Genomic DNA, 17,523 nt, shown 5'->3' with positions numbered 1-17,523 from the left:
ATGGGCTTGCGGCGACGGTCGGGCGTCGCGACGTAAGGGCTCGACGCCTGGCTGGACCGGGCGCTCGATGGAGCTCTCGATGACCGACAATTCAGCCACCAAGATCTACCTCAAGAAATCCTGCCCGTTCTGCCTGAAACTGCGGATCTTCCTGACCGAAGCGGGCATCGCCGACCGCTTCGATTATGTGGAGTTCGAAGACGGCGACGCGACCCACACGGCGCTGCGCCAGCAGATGGAGGAGGCGGGGCAGGAGCCGAGCTTCCCGGCCGCGGAGCTGGAGCCCGGCAAGCTGACCCCCGGCACCGACGACCTCATCGCGCGCTTTGCGAAGGATACGGGCGTCGACCCGGCGACGCTGCCGCTGCTCGCTTATTATTCGGATGGCGTGTTCAAGCACACGATCGCGATGTTCCGTGAACTGCGCGAACTGAAGGCCGGGCAGGCCTGAGCCGGCCGGCCCCGGGCGGGGATGCCGTTCCCGCCTAATGCTCCTGCTGGGTCATGCGATCGACATAGGCGATGCCGATCGCCGACAGGATGAAGATGGAGTGGATGATGGTCTGCCACATCGCGGCTTCGCTCGTCAGGGTGCTGCCCTCCGCGCCGATGCGGCTGGCCTCGATGAAGGTGCGCAGCAGGTGGATCGACGAGATGCCGATGATGGCCATGGCGAGCTTGACCTTCAGCACGCCCGCATTGACGTGGCTGAGCCATTCCGGCTGGTCGGGATGGCCGGCGAGATTCAGCCGGGAGACGAACGTCTCGTAGCCGCCCACGATCACCATCACCAGAAGTTGGAGATCATCACCACGTCGATGAGGCCGAGCACCGTCAGCATGATCTGCTGCTCGGTGAAGAAGGTGGCGTGGCTGACGAGGTGCCAGAGTTCCTCGTGGACAAGGTGGAACCCTGAACCAAAGTGCGCGGGGTTGTAGACACGAATTTCGGACTTGAACGTTTGATTGCACTGCGTAATTTGAAAAGCAGAGAGATCGGACACCTCTTCCGCCCCTGAAATAATTGGTTTTGGAGATTAGATGATCAGAACATCGATATTGGCTTTATCGCTTGCGTTCCTCGCTGTACCAGCCCTGGCTGAGGGTAACGAAGTCAATCGTGCAGGTCTCTACGAAAGCGAAGGTGGGCCATCTCTCAAGGTGGATCTGACGCATAAGTCAGGCAACGATTATTCTGCCGCTATTTCGACGACGGTCAAAATGACCGATACGTCACGAGGTTGCGCTGGAAGTCTGAAAGGCGATGTCAAAATTACCGGTGCCAACGCGACCATGTCCATTCCCAACGAAGGGTTCATTAAAGGCAAGGAAGAATCGCTGCAAAACAGCCGTCTTTGCACTGTGAACTTCAAGTTCAAGGATAAATTTACGTTGGAACTGGAAGAAGTTTCCGGTTGCTCCTACTACCATGGTGCCAGTTGCGATTTTAATGGCACCGTCGTGCATGAAGCGAGCGGGATTTAGCCAAGACCCGTAAACCGGCCTCAAGTCACAACGTTAGAACTTTAAAATGGCGGCTGTAGGATGGACAGTCGCCATCTTCGTTATCAGCCGTGTACTGACCGAAAAGCATCGGAACGTGGTTCGTTGGAGGTGTTCATTGCGGCGGATTCCGTGGCAACGAATACGAGAATCAGTAGAGCGTTGAAAATCCGGTGAATCGAACAAGCTCTGCGAAGGATTTGGCGTTCATGTTCACTGTGTCAGGTGAGCAAGCCACCCAGCCATCATCTTTGATGTGGCGACCGGCCGGCGAGGGGCAAGAAAACCGCCCGGCGTGTGCTTAGGACGTTTTTCAGAGGGCGCGGAGGTCGGGGTCGAGCCTTTTGCGGCGGATTCGAGCCGGCAATATCCGGGTTTCTACGATGTTTGTTCCAGCGCAAAGAAGGCAGTTTTTCGCAAGCGCACACCTCTCTGCGACAGACATCAGGGAGATGTATCGTGACACGGAAATGGAGAGGTCTGGCCGCCCTCACTGCGGTCCTGCTCATGCATTCGAATTTGGCATGGGCCCAGCAACACAACCATTCGGCGCCGGCCAATGCAGCCCCCGCGGCCAGTGCGCCCGCGGCGCCGGCACAACCCGCCGCGCCGAACGCGCAGGGCAAACAGCTCGGCTCCCACGGGGGTGACGTGCTGAGCCCCACGGTGTTCACGCTGCGCTCGGGCATTGCCGAAGGGCGGATGGTGTATATCGGGGTCGGCGGCGAGATCAACGACAAGGTCAACCCCCAGCTGATGGTGCATGAAGGCGAGATCGTCCAGATCAACTTCATCAACGGCGAGGGCGCCGAGCACGACGTGGTGATCGACCAATATCCATCGAGATCCGAGATCGTGACGGCCAAGGGGGCCGGTTCCACGTTCTCCTTCACCGCGACCAAGACGGGCGAGTTCGTCTATTTCTGCTCCGTCGCGGGCCACCGCGAAGCGGGCATGGAAGGCCGCCTGCTCGTCATGCCCGGAAAGCGCGCGGCGATGACCTCCGACGCGGCCGACGTGACGCGCGACCCGAGCGATCTTCCCAAGCCGATCGAGGCGCGTGCGCCGCAGGTGGTGCGGGTCGATCTGGAGACGGCGGAGCTGAAAGGCCAGCTCGACAACGGCACGACCTATACGTACTGGACCTTCAACCACAAGGTTCCCGGACCGATGGTGCGCGTGCGTGTGGGCGACACGGTCGAGGTGCACCTCAAGAACCCCGAGAACAGCGTGATGGTCCATTCCGTGGACTTCCACGGTGCGACGGGCCCCGGCGGCGGTGCCGAATTCACCCAGACCGACCCCGGCGACGAGAAGGTGGTGACGTTCAAGGCCCTCATTCCCGGCCTCTACGTCTACCATTGCGCCACCCCCAGCGTCGCCCATCACATCACGAGCGGCATGTACGGCATGATCCTGGTGGAGCCGGAAGGCGGCCTGCCGCAGGTCGACCGCGAATTCTACGTGATGCAGGGCGAGCTCTACACTGCGCAGCCCTTCGGAACGCGCGGCGAGCAGGAGATGGATTACGAGAAGCTGATCTCGGAAAAGGCCGAATACTTCACCTTCAACGGCGCCGTGGGCGCGCTGACCAAGGCGCATCCGCTGCGGGCGAATGTGGGTGAAACGGTTCGCATCTTCTTCGGCGTCGGCGGCCCGAACTACACCTCGTCCTTCCACGTGATCGGCGAGATCTTCGACCGGGTCTATCAATCGGCCAGCCTGACCTCTCCGCCCATCAACGGCGTGCAGACGGTGACGGTGGCGCCGGGCGGCGCGACGGTGGTGGAGTTCAAGGTGGACCGTGCGGGACGCTACGTCCTGGTGGATCACGCGCTGTCCCGCGCCGAGCGCGGCCTGGCCGGCTTCCTCGTGGTCGATGGCGAGCACAACGACGACATCATGCACGAAGGCCCCGCCAAGAAGCAGTAAGGCCACGGCCCTTCCCGCGACAAACCAAAGCCGCCCTTCGGGGCGGCTTCTTCATGTCAACCGAGGTGAACCATGTTCGACGTCAATCTTGCCCGGGCCCTTCATGTGCTGGGGGTGGTGCTGTGGATCGGGGGGCTCGGCATGGCGACGCTCGTGCTGCTGCCGGCGATCCTGAAGGGGGCGTTCGGCGAGCGGGGCCGCCAGGTCTTCCACGCCATCGAGAGCCGCTTCATCTGGATCGCCCGCGCCTCCACGCTGATCGTGGGGGCGAGCGGCTTCTACATGGTGTGGGCGCTGGACGCCTGGGACCGCTTCCACTCGGCCGATGCGTGGTGGATGCACGCGATGGTGGGCACCTGGGCGCTGTTCATGCTGCTGCTGTTCTTAGGCGAGCCCCTGGTGCTGCATCGCATCATCGCGCGGCAATGGGACCGCAATCCCCGCCGCAGCGTGATGATCCTGTACGTGGTGCATCTCGTGATGCTGATGCTGAGCCTCGTGACCGTGGGCGGCGCCGTGCTGGGCAGCCACGGCGCCCTGTAGCGGCGACGCTATTTCGCGAGGCGGGGGCCGGTGAGTATCCGCCAGTAAACGACGGCGAAACCGATGAAAGCCGAAGCCCAGATGGTCGCCGCGGCGTGGAGCATGGGAATTCCGCCCCATCCGAGCGCGGCCAGCACCCGCAGGACGGCGCCGAGAATGACGAGGGCGTAAAGCGCCTGCGTCGCGGTGGTGGCGCGGAGCGGGCGGCCGGTGTGGCCGAGGCTGGACCGCGTCATCATGGCGAGGATCAGCGTGCTCATGGCGCCTGCCGTCCAGGCATGGACGCCCGCACTCTCGCCCACCCTCCCGAACGCGGCGAGGCCGAGCAGGAGGAAGCCGACCGGCACGAAAAGATAGGAAAGGTGCAGGATCGCGACGAGGCGGTCCGGCCAGGTGCGGTGGCCGGCCCAGCGCGCCAGCCGCAGGGCCTGAACGAGGCCGGCCACGACGAGCGCGGCCCCGGTTACGGCGGCCGATGGCGCGGCGACCCACAAGACGAGCGCCGCGACCGCGACGATGAGGCTTGCGATGTCGAAGCGGTTGAAGGCGATGGGCATGGTGCCGGGCTGGGCGCGCGCCAGCCAATTGCGGGTGAAGCTGGGGATGACCCGCCCGCCGATCAGCATGACGAGCGCCAGGACCGCCGCGATGCCGATGCGCCAGCCATGATCCGCCGAGCCCTGCATCTGCGCCTCAAGATGGAAGGTGACGTTGCCGGCCAAAAGGACCCCGACCGCGATGAGCACTTTGAGATTGCGCCAGTTCCTGCCTGCGAAGATCTCGCGGCCGATGGCCAGGGTCAGCAGGAGGAGGAAGGCGTTGTCGGCGAGGAGGGCGAACAGCCATCCGGTGTGGGCGGAGCAGGCGGTGACGATGCGGCCGAACAGCCAGATCACAACGAGGACGAGGAGCGTTCGGCCCTGAAGCGGGAGATTGCCCGTCCAGTTCGGCACCGCCGTCAGCAGGAAGCCCGTGACGATGGCGACGAGGAAGCCGTAGAGCATTTCGTGCACGTGCCAATCCTGCGGCGTGAACGTGCTGGAGAGTTCGAGCGCGCCGGTCAGCATCAGCATCCAGGCCAGGATCGCCCCGCCCGCGTAGAGCGAGCCGAGAAGGTAGAAGGGCCGGAAGCCGTAGCTGAGGATCGGCCATCCCGAATGGGGCTGAAGGCGGGGAATCGGAGGCATGGGAAGGCTCGTCACGTTTCGCGAGGACTGCGTTCAGACATCTGCCCAAGATAGGGTGCTGTCTTTGAGCCGCCGCAAGGACTCCCCGTCAATACGGTGCTCTCCTTAGCCCAAAGGCGCCTCGGGTGCGTTGGCGAGATGGCGCAGCTTGGGCAGATCGCGCAGCACGATGCGCTGGCGGCCGCCGGCGACGAGGCCCTGATTGTCCCAGCTGCTGAGAATGCGGCTGACCGTGTGCAACGTCGTCGCGGTCATCTCGGCGACGTCCTGCCGGCTGATGGGGAAGATGATCTCGATGCCGCCTTCGACGTCGCGGCCTGCCTGTTCGGCGAGCCGGAGCAGGGCATGGGCCACGCGGCGCTCGACCTCCTGCGTGGAAATTTCCACCATGCGGGTCTGTGCGTCCTGAAGGCGCTCGCCGATCTTGTGGAGGGTCTGGGTGACCAGGTTCGGATAAAGCTGCGACAGGCGCGGCCAGGTGGATGACGGCCAGGCCAGCGCGAGACTGTCCACCACGGCCAGCGCGGTGGCGGGATAGGTGTCGCGCCCGATGGCAATGGCGACGCCGAAGATCTCGCCCGGGCCGAGATAACGCATGACGACCTGCGCGCCATCGGAGGTGAGTTTTACCGCTCGGACATGGCCTTGAACGAGGACGAAGAACGAATGCGCGTGCTCTCCCTCCTCGAAGATGGGGGTGTTGCGGGCCGCGCGAACGGGCCGCGCCTGCTCCAGCAGGTGCGTGAGGCCCTTCTCGTCCAGCCCCGAAAATATCGGCAGGCCGGAAATGATCGTCCGATCAATCGCCGACAATTCATTCCCCTTTTGCGGACATGGTTCGCGCCTCGATGCCTGATGAAGAGGCAGGTTGACCATATCTTAGGCGCAAGCCCGCGGCCATTGGCCGTCTGTCTACGCGCGGACCGGGTCCGGGTTCCATCACCGCGATGGCGCATCCGACCTCGAAGCCATGGCTTTCAGGACAGGAAGAGCACGATCGCGATGATTATGGACATGATGGCGGCCGTGATCGCACCGACCAGGCTGACGGCGCCCTGGCGGTACATGAAGGCGATGACAAGGAGGATGGCGGGGGCCGCCACGATCAGACCAAGAGCCTGGTTCATTTCATGCCCGCCTTACGGGTTCGAGAAGCATTGGACGCCGTGGTGGACGCATCCTGCGGTGTAGACCGCGATCAGGAGACCGCACAGCAGCACGAGAAAGACGATGAAGAAGGCGCGCCAGCCGCCGGCGTGCCGATCGATCCCGACGAAAAAGCCGAGGATCAGCCAGGCCTTGAGGCCGCCGAGCGCGAGGAAGGCGATGGCCTGCGCGCCCGACGGCAGAACGCCGGGAGCGAGGGTAATGGCGAGGCTGGCCAAAGTGAGGCCGAGCAGGACGAGCCAGGCGTTTCGCAGTGTGGAAGCGATCATTCGAGCAGGTACACGACGGGAAAGATCAGCACCCACAGCACATCGAGCAGGTGCCAGAAGGCGGCGCCCGTCTCCAGATTCTCCGCATCGTCGCCGAAACCGACAATGCCGAGCAGGATGATGCCGAACACGATGTGCAGAGCGTGGAAGCCGGTGATGAGGAAATAGAGCTGGAAGAAGGTGCTCGTTTCGATGCCGATGCCGGCGCCGAACATGGCGGCATATTCCGTGGCCTTGATGGCGAGGAACAGGACGCCCAGCGCCATTGCGAGCACGAGGGGCCAGGCGGCCGCGCGGCCCGCCCGCTTCCGCGCAGTGGCAAGCGCCACCAGGAAGCCCGAGGTGAGCAGCACGAAGGTGTTGGAGCCCGCGAGAACCGGGTGAAGATGGGTGTGGCCGTCCGCGAAGCCCGCGGGGTCGAGGAAGCGGGCCACCGAAAAGCCGACCAGCAGAATGGCGAACACCCCGAACTCGCCGAGAATCAGGATCCAGATCATCGGATTGCCCGGCAATCCCGATAACGGTCCCCAATCCGCGATTTCACTGTCTGAAGATTGGTCGCTCACGGTCCGGATCGCGCCTCTCGATGGCTGAAACCCACGTCCGTTCTTTCAAACTGGACCAAGCCCAAACTTCTTTGTTCCCGCACAAAGAGTGTGGCGCGGACGCCCGCTAGCGTGGCGTCGTTCGGCCGTCCGGATTTTCTGCTGCCACGGATCGAGCGACAGACCAATCGCGAAAAGGCTCATTCGCCGATGAGTGAAAGATTTACGAAGGCGGCTGCCCGCAACATCTTCTATGGCGGGTCGATCTTCTTCTTCGTCACGTTCGTGGCGCTGACGGGGCACACCCATTACTACATCCGCACGTCGAGCACCGACGAGACGACGCTGACCGACGCGGTGAAGCGCGGCAAGCATGTCTGGGAAAAGAACGCCTGCATCAATTGCCACAGCCTGCTGGGCGAGGGTGCCTATTTCGCGCCCGAACTCGGCAATGTGTGGGTGCGCTATGGCGGCCGGGAAGACCCGCAGGGCGCCCGTGAATCCCTGATCGCGTGGATGCAGTCCCAGCCCAGCGGCGTGGAAGGACGACGGCAGATGCCGAACTTCCACCTGCAGGACCAGGAACTGAACGACCTGATCGATTTTCTCGAATTCACCAGTCGCGTGAACACGCAGAACTGGCCGCCGAACGTGGCGGGCTAAAGGGGCACGACGATGAAATATCCGACCCAAAAAGTCGCCCTGGCCTATTTTGTCTGCGCGATGATCCTTTTCGGCGTGCAGGTGCTGGTGGGGGCGCTGGCCGGCACCGTTTACGTGATGCCGAACTTCCTGGCCGACCTCCTGCCGTTCAACATCCTGCGCATGATCCACACCAACGCGCTGATCGTGTGGCTGCTGATGGGCTTCTTCGGCTGTGCCTATTACCTCGTGCCGGAAGAGGCGGAGCGGGATATCGAAAGCCCGTTGCTGGCCTATATCCAGCTCGGCCTCTTGATGTTCGGCGCGCTGGCCGCCGTGGTGGGCTATGCCTTCGGCGTGCATGAGGGCCGCGAGTTCCTCGAGCAGCCGCTGTGGATCAAGATCGCCATCGTCATCGTGGCGCTGATCTTCCTCTACAACATCTCCATGACCATGCTGCGCGGCCGCAAGACCGCGATCGGCAACGTGCTGCTTCTGGGGATGTGGGGCATCGCCATCTTCTGGCTGTTCTCGTTCTACAATCCGAGCAACGTCGCGCTCGACAAGGTCTATTGGTGGTACGTCGTCCATCTGTGGGTGGAAGGCGTGTGGGAATTGGTGATGGCCTCGGTCCTCGCCTTCCTGATGATCAAGATGACGGGCGTCGACCGCGAGGTCATCGAGAAATGGCTCTACGCCATCATCGGTCTCGCGCTGTTCTCCGGCCTGCTCGGCACCGGACACCATTATTACTGGATCGGCGCGCCTGCATATTGGCAATGGGTGGGCAGCATCTTTTCGGCCTTCGAGGTGGCGCCGTTCTTCGCCATGGTCATCTTCGCTTTCACCATGGTGTGGAAGGGCCGTCGCGATCATCCCAACCGGGCGGCGATGCTGTGGTCGCTGGGCTGCACGGTGGGTGCGTTCTTCGGCGCCGGCGTGTGGGGCTTCATGCACACGCTGTCCTTCGTGAACTATTACAGCCACGGCACCCAGGTGACGGCCGCGCACGGGCATCTCGCCTTCTACGGCGCCTATGTGATGCTGAACCTGGCCATGATCAGCTACGCGATGCCGTATCTGCGCAACCGCCAGCCCTACAACCAGATCCTCAATATGTGGAGCTTCTGGCTGATGAGCTCCGGCATGGCGTTCATGACCTTCACGCTGACCTTTGCGGGCGTGGTGCAGATCCACCTGCAGCGCGTGCTGGGCATGACCTACATGGAAGTGCAGGACCAGCTCGCCCTGTTCTACTGGATGCGCCTCGGTTCGGGCGTGGTGGTGGTGCTGTCGGCGCTGCTGTTCATCTACTCGATCTTCGGCCCGGCCCGCGAGGAGCGGCCCGCCCGCCTCGCGGCCAACCTGCAGCCCGCCGAATAACATTGTTCAAATGGGCGGGCCTCCGGGCCCGCCCGTCCTCACAGGAGCACACGATCCGTGTCGATCCCGCTCGCCTCCGTCGACGCATCCGCGCCTGACGTTCCCTTCTACCAGCCGGTGGGGTCCGAATGCGCGATCTTCGAGCACGCCTATCGCAACCGACTGCCCTTGCTGCTCAAGGGCCCGACCGGCTGCGGCAAGACGCGCTTCGTCGCCCATATGGCCGCCCGGCTCGGACGGCCGCTTTACACCATCTCCTGCCATGACGACCTGACCTCCGCCGATCTGACCGGGCGCTATCTGCTCAAGGGCGGTGATACGGTGTGGGTCGACGGCCCGCTGACACGCGCGGTGCGGGAGGGGGCGATCTGCTATCTCGACGAGGTGGTGGAGGCCCGCAAGGACGTGACGGTGGTGCTGCACCCCGTGACCGACGACCGCCGCACGCTGCCGCTGGAACGCACCGGGGAAACGCTGGAAGCGCCGCCGGAATTCATGCTCGTGGCCTCCTACAATCCCGGCTATCAGAACGTTCTCAAGACGCTGAAGCCCAGCACGCGTCAGCGCTTCGTCTCGATGCAGTTCGGCTTTCCCGGGCTGGAGGCGGAAGCCGCCATCGTGGCGCGCGAGAGCGGCCTTGCCGCCGAGCGCTGCCTGGCGCTGGTGAAGGTGGCGGACGCACTGCGCAATCTGAAGGGCCAGGACCTGGAAGAGGGGGCTTCCACCCGCCTCATCGTCTATTGCGCGACCCTGATCCGCGACGGTCTCGACCGTGACACGGCGTTGCGCGTGGCCTTGCTGGAACCTCTGTCGGACGATCCGGACATCGTGGCCGGACTGGTCCGCGTCGCGCAGATCGCGATGGGCTGATGGGTATCTGGACGTTCGAGCCGGAAGAGACGGTCGGGCGTTACTGGCACCGGCTGGTGGGGGCTGCGCGGACCTATCGCGCCTATCCCGATGCCGCCGTGCGCCTCGATGACATGACCGGCCGGCTGGGCCTGCTGTTCCGGGCGTGCGGCGGGCCGGGCGCGATCCGCATCGTTGCCGCCGGGCATTCCGCCTCCAACCACCGCCTCAAGATGCGGCAGGCCATGGCGCTCGACCGCGAGACGATGGAGCGCCCGATGCTGGACGCCACCACGCTGCGGCTGCCCGGAGAGATCGACATCTTTCCGGACCGTGCCGACAATGCCGGCCTGTATGAATGGTTGGCGGCCTCGTTCGCCCACGCCGTCGCGCCGGCACAGGCGAGCGGCGACCCCCTCCGAGACGATCTGGAGCGCCTGCGGGCGGGCATGCTGACGACGCGCTCCGCGCTGGCCGCCTGGCCGGGGCTGCGTCCGCTTTATGCGCGGCTGTGTGCGGCGAGCCTGGCCGTGCGGCCGAAGCGGCATCTGCCGGGGCTGGAGGCCGATCTCGAAAACGCCATCCGCTCCGTGCTGGCCGAAGGCGCCGCAGGTGCCGAGCCGGCGGCGCCATGGCGGGCGATCGAGGAGAAGGCCGCCGCTTCCGCGACGCTGCGGATGAACCGCAACACCTACCGCACCTTTCTGCCCGTGCCGGTGTGGGGCGAGGTGGTGGGCGACGGCGAAAGCGTGCCGCAGGCCGACAACGACGAGGGCGGCGGTGACGGGCTGCATGTCGACAGCCGGCGGCGCAAGGCCATCCGCAAATCGACCGACAACAGCGACCGCGGCGATCCGCTGATCCTGCACCGCTTCGAGACCATTTTCAGCCTCGCGGAGATGATCAACGTCAACCGAAGCGTCGAGGACGACGACGAGGAAAACGCCCGGCAGGCCGCCGAGGACACGCCGGAACTGACGATCGGCGCCAATTCGAAGAAGGCGTCCACCCGGCTGAAGCTCGACCTCGATCTGGCGCCGCGCCAGGCCGAGACCGCGCCGCTGGCGGCCGACCGAACCTATCCGGAATGGGACTGGAAGCGGCGGCGGCACATCCGCGATTATTGCTGCGTGCACGCGGTGACCGCTGCGGAGGAGGGCGAGGACTGGACGCCCGATCTGGCGATGCAGCGCACCATCCGCAATGTGCGCCGCCAGTTCGAAGCGTTGCGCCCGCGCCGGCAAACGTTTCTGGCGCAGCCGGACGGCGACGACCTCGATCTGTCCATGGTGGTGCGCGACGTGGCCGACCGGCGGGCGGGCGGCGCCGGCTCGGAACGGGTGTTCACGAATTCACGCTCCGCCGCGCGTGACCTGTCGCTGGCGGTGCTGATGGACGTGTCGCTGTCGACCGATTCCTGGCTTCAGGACCGGCGGGTGCTGGATGTCGAAAAGAGCGCGCTTCTGGCGCTGACGCATGGCCTGACCGCGTGCGGCGACGAACATGCGATCTACACGTTCACCTCACGGCGCCGGCAGAACGTGACGGTGGCGAGCGTGAAGGATTTCGACGAGCGGCTGGACGCGCGCGTGGTGCGCCGCATCGAGGCGCTGAAGCCCGGCCAGTACACGCGGATCGGCGCAGCGATCCGCCACGTCACGAGCCAGCTCGAAAAACGGCCGTCGCGGCATCGGTTGCTGCTGCTGCTGACCGACGGCAAGCCGAACGACGTCGACCATTACGAGGGGCGCTACGGCATCGAGGACACGCGCATGGCGATCCATGAGGCACGAAAAGCGGGCCTGCGGGTGTTCGGCGTGACCGTCGACGAGAATGCCCGCGATTACGTCCCGCACATTTTCGGGCCGGGAGGCTACGCCATCGTGCGCGACATCGCGCGCCTGCCGGCGGCGTTGCCCGCCATCTACCGACAGATCACGAGCTGAGGAGAGCCAGCCCATGTGGACCCGACATTCCATCGCCCTTGCCTGCTGGCTTCTGACCGGCGCCGGCGCCTTCGCACAGGCCTCGCTGACGCCGAATCCGACGCCACGGCTGCCGCCTCAGGAAGGCCAGGGGCTTGCCGCCGGGGACGAAGCGTTCATCCGGCACGCGGTCAATTTCAGCCAAGCCGAAGTGGAGGCGGCGCGCCTTGCCTCCGAGCGGGCGAGCGATCCCGCGGTCAAGGCGCTGAGCGCGGAAATCCTGGCGAAGCACGAGGAGCTCGGTCAAAGGCTCCAGCAGGAGGCCGCCCGCTTCAAGGCGCCCGAGGCCGCAGCCGGCGCCGCGCATGCCTGGGACGACGACATCACGCGCCTGAAGGGCCTTCAGGGCGAGGCGTTCGACAAGGACTATCTGGGCTGGCAGCTGCGCGCCCATCTCGGACTGGTGAACCTGTACCAGACGCAGGCCTCGCACACGCCGGAATCGGACCTGGCGAAATTCTCGATCACCACGCTCGCCGCGATCCAACAGCAATTCGGTGCGCTCAGGGAAATCGGGGCGAAATATGACCTCAAAGTGGAAACGGTCGGCCAGCCGCCTCAGTATTGATCCTGAGGCGTTGCGGCCTCCGAATTTGATCTGGCGCAAATTCGATCATGGGTGGGAAGTGCTAGGTAGGGGCACGTTTTTTCCCAGGAGGTTCCTATGTCTTTCCAGAAAGTGGTGCTGGCCTCGATGGTCGGCGGTGCGCTGATGTTCGGCGCGATCTCGGCGCAGGCTGCCGACCACCAGGTGCAGATGCTCAACAAGGGCGAGCAGGGCAACATGGTGTTCGAGCCGTCGTTCCTGAAGATCGCCAAGGGCGACACGGTGACGTTCGTGCCCACCAACAAGAGCCATGACGCCGAGAGCATCGAAGGCATGATGCCCGAGGGTGCCAAGCCCTTCAAAGGCAAGATGAACCAGGAGATCACGGTGACCTTCGACGTCGAGGGCGTCTATGGCTACAAGTGCTCGCCGCATTTCGCCATGGGCATGGTCGGCCTGATCCAGGTGGGCGATACCGCGCCGAACCTCGAAGCCGCCAAGGCGGTGAAGGTGCCGAACCTTGCCAAGCGCCGCCTCGAAGAGGACTTCGCCAAGGTCCAGACGCAGTAATCATCATCGGCGGGAGCCATCCTCGCGCCCGTCAGCTTCAGGGCGGGGTCTCCAGGCATGGAGGCTCCGCCTTTTGCGTGGCCGGCGGCAACGCACTCGCCCAGGCGAAAAGCTCCGCGATGTGCGAGCCGCGCGAGGCGACATCCGCCAACGTGTAGCGGTCGAGGACGGCAAGGAACGCGGCCAGCGCCTCGCCCAGAATGCCGTTCAGCCCGCAGGCCGGCGCGATCACGCAATTGCGGCAATCGACGAGATCGAAGCCCTCTTCGGCGTGGCGGACGACCTCTCCCACGACGATCTGCGCGGCCGGGCGGGCCAGCTTTATGCCGCCGGTGCGGCCGCGCGCGCTGACGACATAGCCGGCCTTTCCAAGGTCGTGGACCACCTTCATCAGATGGTTCTTCGAGACGCCATAGGCTTTCGACATCTCCGAAATCGAACACACCTTTCCCTCGCGCGCGCTCAGATAAATGAGCACCCGCAGGGTGTAATCGGTGTAGCGCGTCAGCCTCATGGGGTTCGGAGCGGGTCCCGTGCGTTCTCGACCGCAATATATGCATTTGGCTTGCATGATTTGAAGCGGTTGATAGATGTGGCTGAAATACATGATTTGTTTTGAGGGCGCCGTGATGTTGAGCGAACGCACGATTGCGATTGTGAAGGACAGCGTTCCCGCGCTGAACGAACACGGCCTGGCCATCACCCAGGCGATGTATGCGCGCCTGTTCCAGAACGCCGAGATCCGCGCGCTGTTCGACCAATCCCATCATGGCGACGAGGCCGTGCAGCCCAAGGCGCTGGCCGCCGCGTTGCTGGCCTATGCGTCGAAGATCGACGAGCTGGATGCCCTGAAGCCGGCAATCGAACGGATCGCGCAGAAGCATGTCTCGCTGCAGATCAGGCCGGAGCATTACCCCCATGTGGCGGATGCGCTGCTGGGCGCGATCTCGGCGGTGCTGGGCCGTGCCGCCACGCCAGAGGTGCTGGAGGCGTGGGGTGAGGCCTATTGGTTCCTGGCCGATGTGCTGAAGGGCCGCGAACAGCAGCTTTACGGGGCGCTGGACAGCACCGTGGGCGGCTGGAGCGGATGGCGGGCGTTCCGCGTGGCCGAGAAGGTGCGCGAAAGCGACGTCATCACTTCCTTCATCCTGGAGCCGGTGGATGGCGGGCCGGTGATGGCGCACAGACCCGGCCAATATCTGACGTTCCTGATCGACGTTCCCGGACGCGGCGAGCTGAAGCGCAATTATTCGATTTCCTGCGCCGCGAACGGCACGTTCTACCGGATCTCGGTGAAGCGCGAGCCGCAGGGGGCCGTCTCGCAATGGCTGCACGACCAGGCCGGGATCGGGACGGAACTGAAGGTGGGTGCGCCGGCCGGCGAATTCGTGCTGCCGGAACCTCCGGCGCGGCCGGTGGTGCTGCTGAGCGGCGGCGTGGGGCTGACGCCGATGGTGAGCATGCTGGAAACGGTGGCGGCGCGCTATCCCGGCCTGCCGGCTTTCTATGTGCACGGCGCGATCAATGGCGGCACCCATGCGTTCGGGGAGCGCGTGCGCAATCTCGAAACCGCGCACGGAAATATCTCCGTGACAAATTTCTACAGCGCCCCGGGGCCCGACGATGTGGCCGGACGGGATTACGACGAGGCGGGGTTCATCAGCGTGGACTGGCTGCGCGCCAACACGCCGATGGCGGAGGCCGATTATTTCATCTGCGGGCCCGTGCCCTTCCTGAAGGCCTTCGTGCGGGGGCTGGCCGAAGCAGGCGTGGCGCCCGACCGCATCCATTATGAATTCTTCGGCGCCGTCGACCAATTGCTGGAGGCGTGGCCCGACGCGCTCGACCTCGTGCCCGCCAACACGGCGCCGGGGGACGGGCCGCAGGGCGAGGCCATCTATGTCGCGCCGGAGGCGATCGGCGCGGCGCTTCTGCACACCGATGCCGACGCGGTGGTGGTCAGCGACCATGCGGGCTTCATCGTGTTCTGGAACCCGGGCGCGGAGCGCATCTTCGGCTTCACCGAGACGGAGGCGCTGGGCCAATCGCTCGACATCATCATTCCCGAGAGCCTGCGCGCGCGGCATTGGGAGGGCTATCGGGAGACCGCCGCCTCCGGCCACAGCCGCTATGGGGCCGGCGATCTTCTGGCTGTGCCGGGCCTGCGCAAGGACGGAAGCCGCCTCTCGCTGGAATTCACCATCACGCTCCTGAAGGATGGGGAGAGCGTGAACGGCATGATCGCGGTGATGCGTGACGTGACGGCGAAGTTCGAGGAGATGCGGGCGCTGCGCAAGAAAGTGGCGGCACTGGAAACCGAGGCGCAGCCCACGTAGAACTACCCTCCCGCAGCTGGATCGCGGTTTGTGCTTCCGGCAAATGCCTCTCTCATGAGCCGGGTTCATTCATGGCCGACAACGCACGTATCCCGGGTGGATCGCGCTTCCCGCAGTTGAAATTGTTCCGCCCGATCCTGGCCGGCGCCACGCTTCAGGATCGACTGTTCGCCTCGCTGGGGGCCTTTTTCGGCATTGCGCTGACGGCCTTCATCTCGGCCTGGCTGACGGGGGTGGGGCCGCATCTCATCCTGCTGGTGCCGCCCATGGGGGCATCCGCCGTGCTGGTGTTCGCCGTGCCCGCCAGCCCGCTGGCGCAGCCCTGGTCGACGATCGGCGGCAATGTGATCTCGGCCTTTGTCGGCATCACGGTCGGAACGTTCGTGCACGAGCCGGCGCTGGCGGCGGGCCTCGCGGTGGGCATCGCCATCGCCATGATGTCGCTGCTGCGCTGCATCCATCCGCCGGGCGGCGCGGCCGCTCTGGTGGCGGTGTTCGGCGGACCGGCGGTGGCCTCCGCAGGCTTCCTGTTTCCCATCGTGCCGGTGGGCCTCAACGCCGTGCTGCTGGTGGGCAGCGCGATGATCTTCCATCGCTTTTCCCGCCATTCCTTTCCGCACCGGCCCGCGCCGCCTGCGCCCGCGCCGAACGTGCATGGCACAGCCGACCGCCCGGCGACGGAGCGTGTGGGCTTCAACGCGCAGGACATCGAGGCGGTGCTGGCCGATCTCGGCGAAACCTTCGACATCGCGACGGGCGATCTGGAACGCCTGCTGCGGGAGATCGAGACGCGGTCGCTTCGGCGCAGCTATGGCGAGCTGGCGTGCTCCGACATCATGTCGCGCGATATCGTGACCCTGGACCGGGCCGATTCCGCCGAGCGTGCGCGTGCGCTGCTGGTGGAGCACGATTTCCGGGTGCTGCCCGTTCTGGACGGCCGACGCGTGATCGGCACGATCGGGTTTCCGGAATTGTTGCGCGCCGAAGGACGCCCGGTCGGCGAATTCCTGTCGGCGGCCGTGACGACGGCGCCTGACGTTCCGGCGATCGATCTGGCGCGACGCCTTGCAAGCGGGCCGGTGCATGCCATCGTGGTGGTGGATGCGCAGGGAGACCTGCTCGGGCTCGTGACGCAGACCGACCTGCTGGCCGTGATGGCTGACGGTGTCACCGACACGCTGAGGCGCGCCCGCACCCCCTGACCCCTTTTCGAGGACGACGAGCATGGCCGACGACCTTCCCGCGGTGACGATCACCCAGACATCGGATTACCAGTTCCTCGTCGATTTCGGCTCCGGCTTTCCGCAGATCACGGCCGACGAGCCGCCGCCCCATGGACGGGGCGAGGGGCCGCGGCCGGAGCAATTGCTGACCGCGAGCGTGGCGAACTGCCTGTGCGCCAGCCTGTTCTTCGCGCTGACGAAATCCGGGCAGGACGCGAAGGGGGTGAGTGCCCGCACCACCTACCAGACTGGACGGAACGCGGACGGCCGCCTGCGCGTGACCGGGATCGACGTCGATATGGCGGTGGGAGCGGTGGCCGGGGATTGGGACGGTGCGGCGGACCGGGCGCTGCAACGCTTCGAAAACATCTGCACCGTGACCGAGAGCGTGAAACAGGGCATTCCCGTGCGGGTGTCGCTGACCGACGGGAATGGCGAAGCGGTGAAGATCGGCCAGCCAGTGGCCACGGTCGCTGGCGCGGACACCGCACGCGGTTCAGGTGCGCAGCATCCGGCCGAGCTGATCCGCCTGTTCGTGCGCCATGCCAATGCGGGCGATGTCGACGGGCTGGTCGGGCTTTACGAGCCCGATGCGGTGCTGGCGGTCGGCGGGCCGGTGGCCAAGGGGCATGACCAGATCCGCGCCTTCTACACCGACCTTCTCGCCAAGAAATCCTCGTTCAAGCCCGTCGAGCCGTTGCATACGATCGAGGCCGGGGACGTGGCGCTGACGGTGGTGAAGCTGCGCGAGACGAAATTCTCCACCGAGGTGGCGCGCCGGCAGGCCGATGGCCAATGGCTTTGGGCGATCGACGAATTGAAGGTCGATCTCGACGCCTGACG

The 17,523-nt window shown here is 65.0% G+C and carries 19 protein-coding genes and 2 pseudogenes; 14 read left to right on the top strand and 7 right to left on the bottom strand.

The window, feature by feature from the left end; translation table 11 throughout:
- The first annotated feature begins 79 nt into the window (after positions 1-79).
- The gene (locus tag ACQ6S1_RS08600) at positions 80-451 is read left to right on the top strand and encodes a glutaredoxin domain-containing protein (RefSeq protein ID WP_445040766.1); all 372 of its coding nucleotides are present in this window, start codon (positions 80-82) and stop codon (positions 449-451) included.
- A 34-nt stretch (positions 452-485) separates the two neighbouring features.
- On the opposite strand, the pseudogene ACQ6S1_RS08595 reads toward ACQ6S1_RS08600, so the two are convergent.
- A pseudogene (locus ACQ6S1_RS08595) lies at positions 486-895 on the bottom strand (TIGR00645 family protein); the annotation flags it as partial.
- 145 nt (positions 896-1,040) lie between these two features.
- Here ACQ6S1_RS08595 and ACQ6S1_RS08590 point away from each other — a divergent pair.
- From ACQ6S1_RS08590 to ACQ6S1_RS08580, 3 genes are all read left to right on the top strand, one after another.
- Positions 1,041-1,484 carry a hypothetical protein gene (locus tag ACQ6S1_RS08590; protein WP_445040765.1) on the top strand — a complete coding sequence of 148 codons (444 nt, stop codon included), beginning with the start codon at positions 1,041-1,043 and terminating at the stop codon, positions 1,482-1,484.
- Between the two features lie 477 nt (positions 1,485-1,961).
- Positions 1,962-3,434, top strand: coding sequence for a copper-containing nitrite reductase (nirK, locus tag ACQ6S1_RS08585; RefSeq protein ID WP_445040764.1), 1,473 nt, complete (start codon positions 1,962-1,964; stop codon positions 3,432-3,434).
- A gap of 72 nt (positions 3,435-3,506) precedes the next feature.
- The gene (locus ACQ6S1_RS08580) at positions 3,507-3,977 is read left to right on the top strand and encodes a hypothetical protein (protein ID WP_445040763.1); all 471 of its coding nucleotides are present in this window, start codon (positions 3,507-3,509) and stop codon (positions 3,975-3,977) included.
- 8 nt (positions 3,978-3,985) lie between these two features.
- Here ACQ6S1_RS08580 and ACQ6S1_RS08575 read toward each other — a convergent pair whose 3' ends face one another.
- The 5 genes from ACQ6S1_RS08575 to ACQ6S1_RS08555 all read right to left on the bottom strand — a co-directional run bounded on the left by ACQ6S1_RS08575 (position 3,986) and on the right by ACQ6S1_RS08555 (position 7,097).
- Entirely contained in the window at positions 3,986-5,164 is a 1,179-nt protein-coding gene (locus tag ACQ6S1_RS08575; protein ID WP_445040762.1) for an NnrS family protein, read from the bottom strand.
- Positions 5,165-5,269: 105 nt separating this feature from the next.
- Positions 5,270-5,977, bottom strand: a complete 708-nt coding sequence (locus ACQ6S1_RS08570) for a Crp/Fnr family transcriptional regulator (RefSeq protein WP_445040761.1) — start codon at positions 5,975-5,977, stop codon at positions 5,270-5,272.
- A 164-nt stretch (positions 5,978-6,141) separates the two neighbouring features.
- Complete coding sequence (locus tag ACQ6S1_RS08565) at positions 6,142-6,291, bottom strand: hypothetical protein (protein ID WP_445040760.1); 150 nt, start codon at positions 6,289-6,291, stop codon at positions 6,142-6,144.
- Positions 6,292-6,303: 12 nt separating this feature from the next.
- Positions 6,304-6,600 carry a cytochrome C oxidase subunit IV family protein gene (locus ACQ6S1_RS08560; RefSeq protein WP_445040759.1) on the bottom strand — a complete coding sequence of 99 codons (297 nt, stop codon included), beginning with the start codon at positions 6,598-6,600 and terminating at the stop codon, positions 6,304-6,306.
- Entirely contained in the window at positions 6,597-7,097 is a 501-nt protein-coding gene (locus ACQ6S1_RS08555) for a cytochrome c oxidase subunit 3 (protein ID WP_445040758.1), read from the bottom strand. The genes ACQ6S1_RS08560 and ACQ6S1_RS08555 overlap by 4 nt, the downstream gene beginning before the upstream one ends.
- A 258-nt stretch (positions 7,098-7,355) precedes the next feature.
- On the opposite strand from ACQ6S1_RS08555, the gene ACQ6S1_RS08550 reads away from it, so the two are divergent.
- The 6 genes from ACQ6S1_RS08550 to ACQ6S1_RS08525 all read left to right on the top strand — a co-directional run bounded on the left by ACQ6S1_RS08550 (position 7,356) and on the right by ACQ6S1_RS08525 (position 13,121).
- Positions 7,356-7,808: a c-type cytochrome gene (locus tag ACQ6S1_RS08550; protein ID WP_445041251.1), complete on the top strand. Its 453-nt coding sequence runs from the start codon at positions 7,356-7,358 to the stop codon at positions 7,806-7,808.
- 12 nt (positions 7,809-7,820) lie between these two features.
- A complete protein-coding gene (locus ACQ6S1_RS08545) occupies positions 7,821-9,170 on the top strand; it encodes a cbb3-type cytochrome c oxidase subunit I (protein ID WP_445040757.1) in 1,350 nt (449 codons plus the stop codon).
- Between the two features lie 57 nt (positions 9,171-9,227).
- The gene (locus tag ACQ6S1_RS08540; protein ID WP_445040756.1) at positions 9,228-10,040 is read left to right on the top strand and encodes a CbbQ/NirQ/NorQ/GpvN family protein; all 813 of its coding nucleotides are present in this window, start codon (positions 9,228-9,230) and stop codon (positions 10,038-10,040) included.
- Complete coding sequence (locus tag ACQ6S1_RS08535; RefSeq protein WP_445040755.1) at positions 10,040-11,965, top strand: nitric oxide reductase activation protein NorD; 1,926 nt, start codon at positions 10,040-10,042, stop codon at positions 11,963-11,965. The genes ACQ6S1_RS08540 and ACQ6S1_RS08535 overlap by 1 nt, the downstream gene beginning before the upstream one ends.
- Positions 11,966-11,978: 13 nt before the next feature.
- Positions 11,979-12,572, top strand: coding sequence for a DUF4142 domain-containing protein (locus ACQ6S1_RS08530; protein WP_445040754.1), 594 nt, complete (start codon positions 11,979-11,981; stop codon positions 12,570-12,572).
- Between the two features lie 96 nt (positions 12,573-12,668).
- On the top strand, positions 12,669-13,121 hold the full coding sequence (locus ACQ6S1_RS08525) for a pseudoazurin (protein ID WP_445040753.1): 453 nt from the start codon (positions 12,669-12,671) through the stop codon (positions 13,119-13,121).
- Between the two features lie 37 nt (positions 13,122-13,158).
- Here the strand turns inward: ACQ6S1_RS08525 and ACQ6S1_RS08520 are convergent, their stop codons facing one another.
- The gene (locus ACQ6S1_RS08520; protein ID WP_445040752.1) at positions 13,159-13,635 is read right to left on the bottom strand and encodes an Rrf2 family transcriptional regulator; all 477 of its coding nucleotides are present in this window, start codon (positions 13,633-13,635) and stop codon (positions 13,159-13,161) included.
- Positions 13,636-13,750: 115 nt separating this feature from the next.
- Between ACQ6S1_RS08520 and hmpA the strand changes: the two are divergent.
- The 4 genes and pseudogenes from hmpA to ACQ6S1_RS08500 all read left to right on the top strand — a co-directional run.
- Positions 13,751-14,950 (top strand): annotated as a pseudogene (gene hmpA / locus ACQ6S1_RS08515) (NO-inducible flavohemoprotein); the annotation flags it as partial.
- 21 nt (positions 14,951-14,971) lie between these two features.
- Complete coding sequence (locus ACQ6S1_RS08510; RefSeq protein WP_445041250.1) at positions 14,972-15,457, top strand: PAS domain S-box protein; 486 nt, start codon at positions 14,972-14,974, stop codon at positions 15,455-15,457.
- Positions 15,458-15,528: 71 nt separating this feature from the next.
- Positions 15,529-16,659, top strand: coding sequence for an HPP family protein (locus ACQ6S1_RS08505; protein ID WP_445040751.1), 1,131 nt, complete (start codon positions 15,529-15,531; stop codon positions 16,657-16,659).
- Positions 16,660-16,681: 22 nt separating this feature from the next.
- Entirely contained in the window at positions 16,682-17,521 is an 840-nt protein-coding gene (locus ACQ6S1_RS08500) for an OsmC family protein (protein ID WP_445040750.1), read from the top strand.
- Positions 17,522-17,523: the final 2 nt, after the last annotated feature.

It is taken from the genome of Terrihabitans aquatilis (assembly GCF_052542005.1).
Note: the sequence above shows the minus strand (reverse complement) of the source record. Positions and strands in the feature narration are given on the sequence as shown.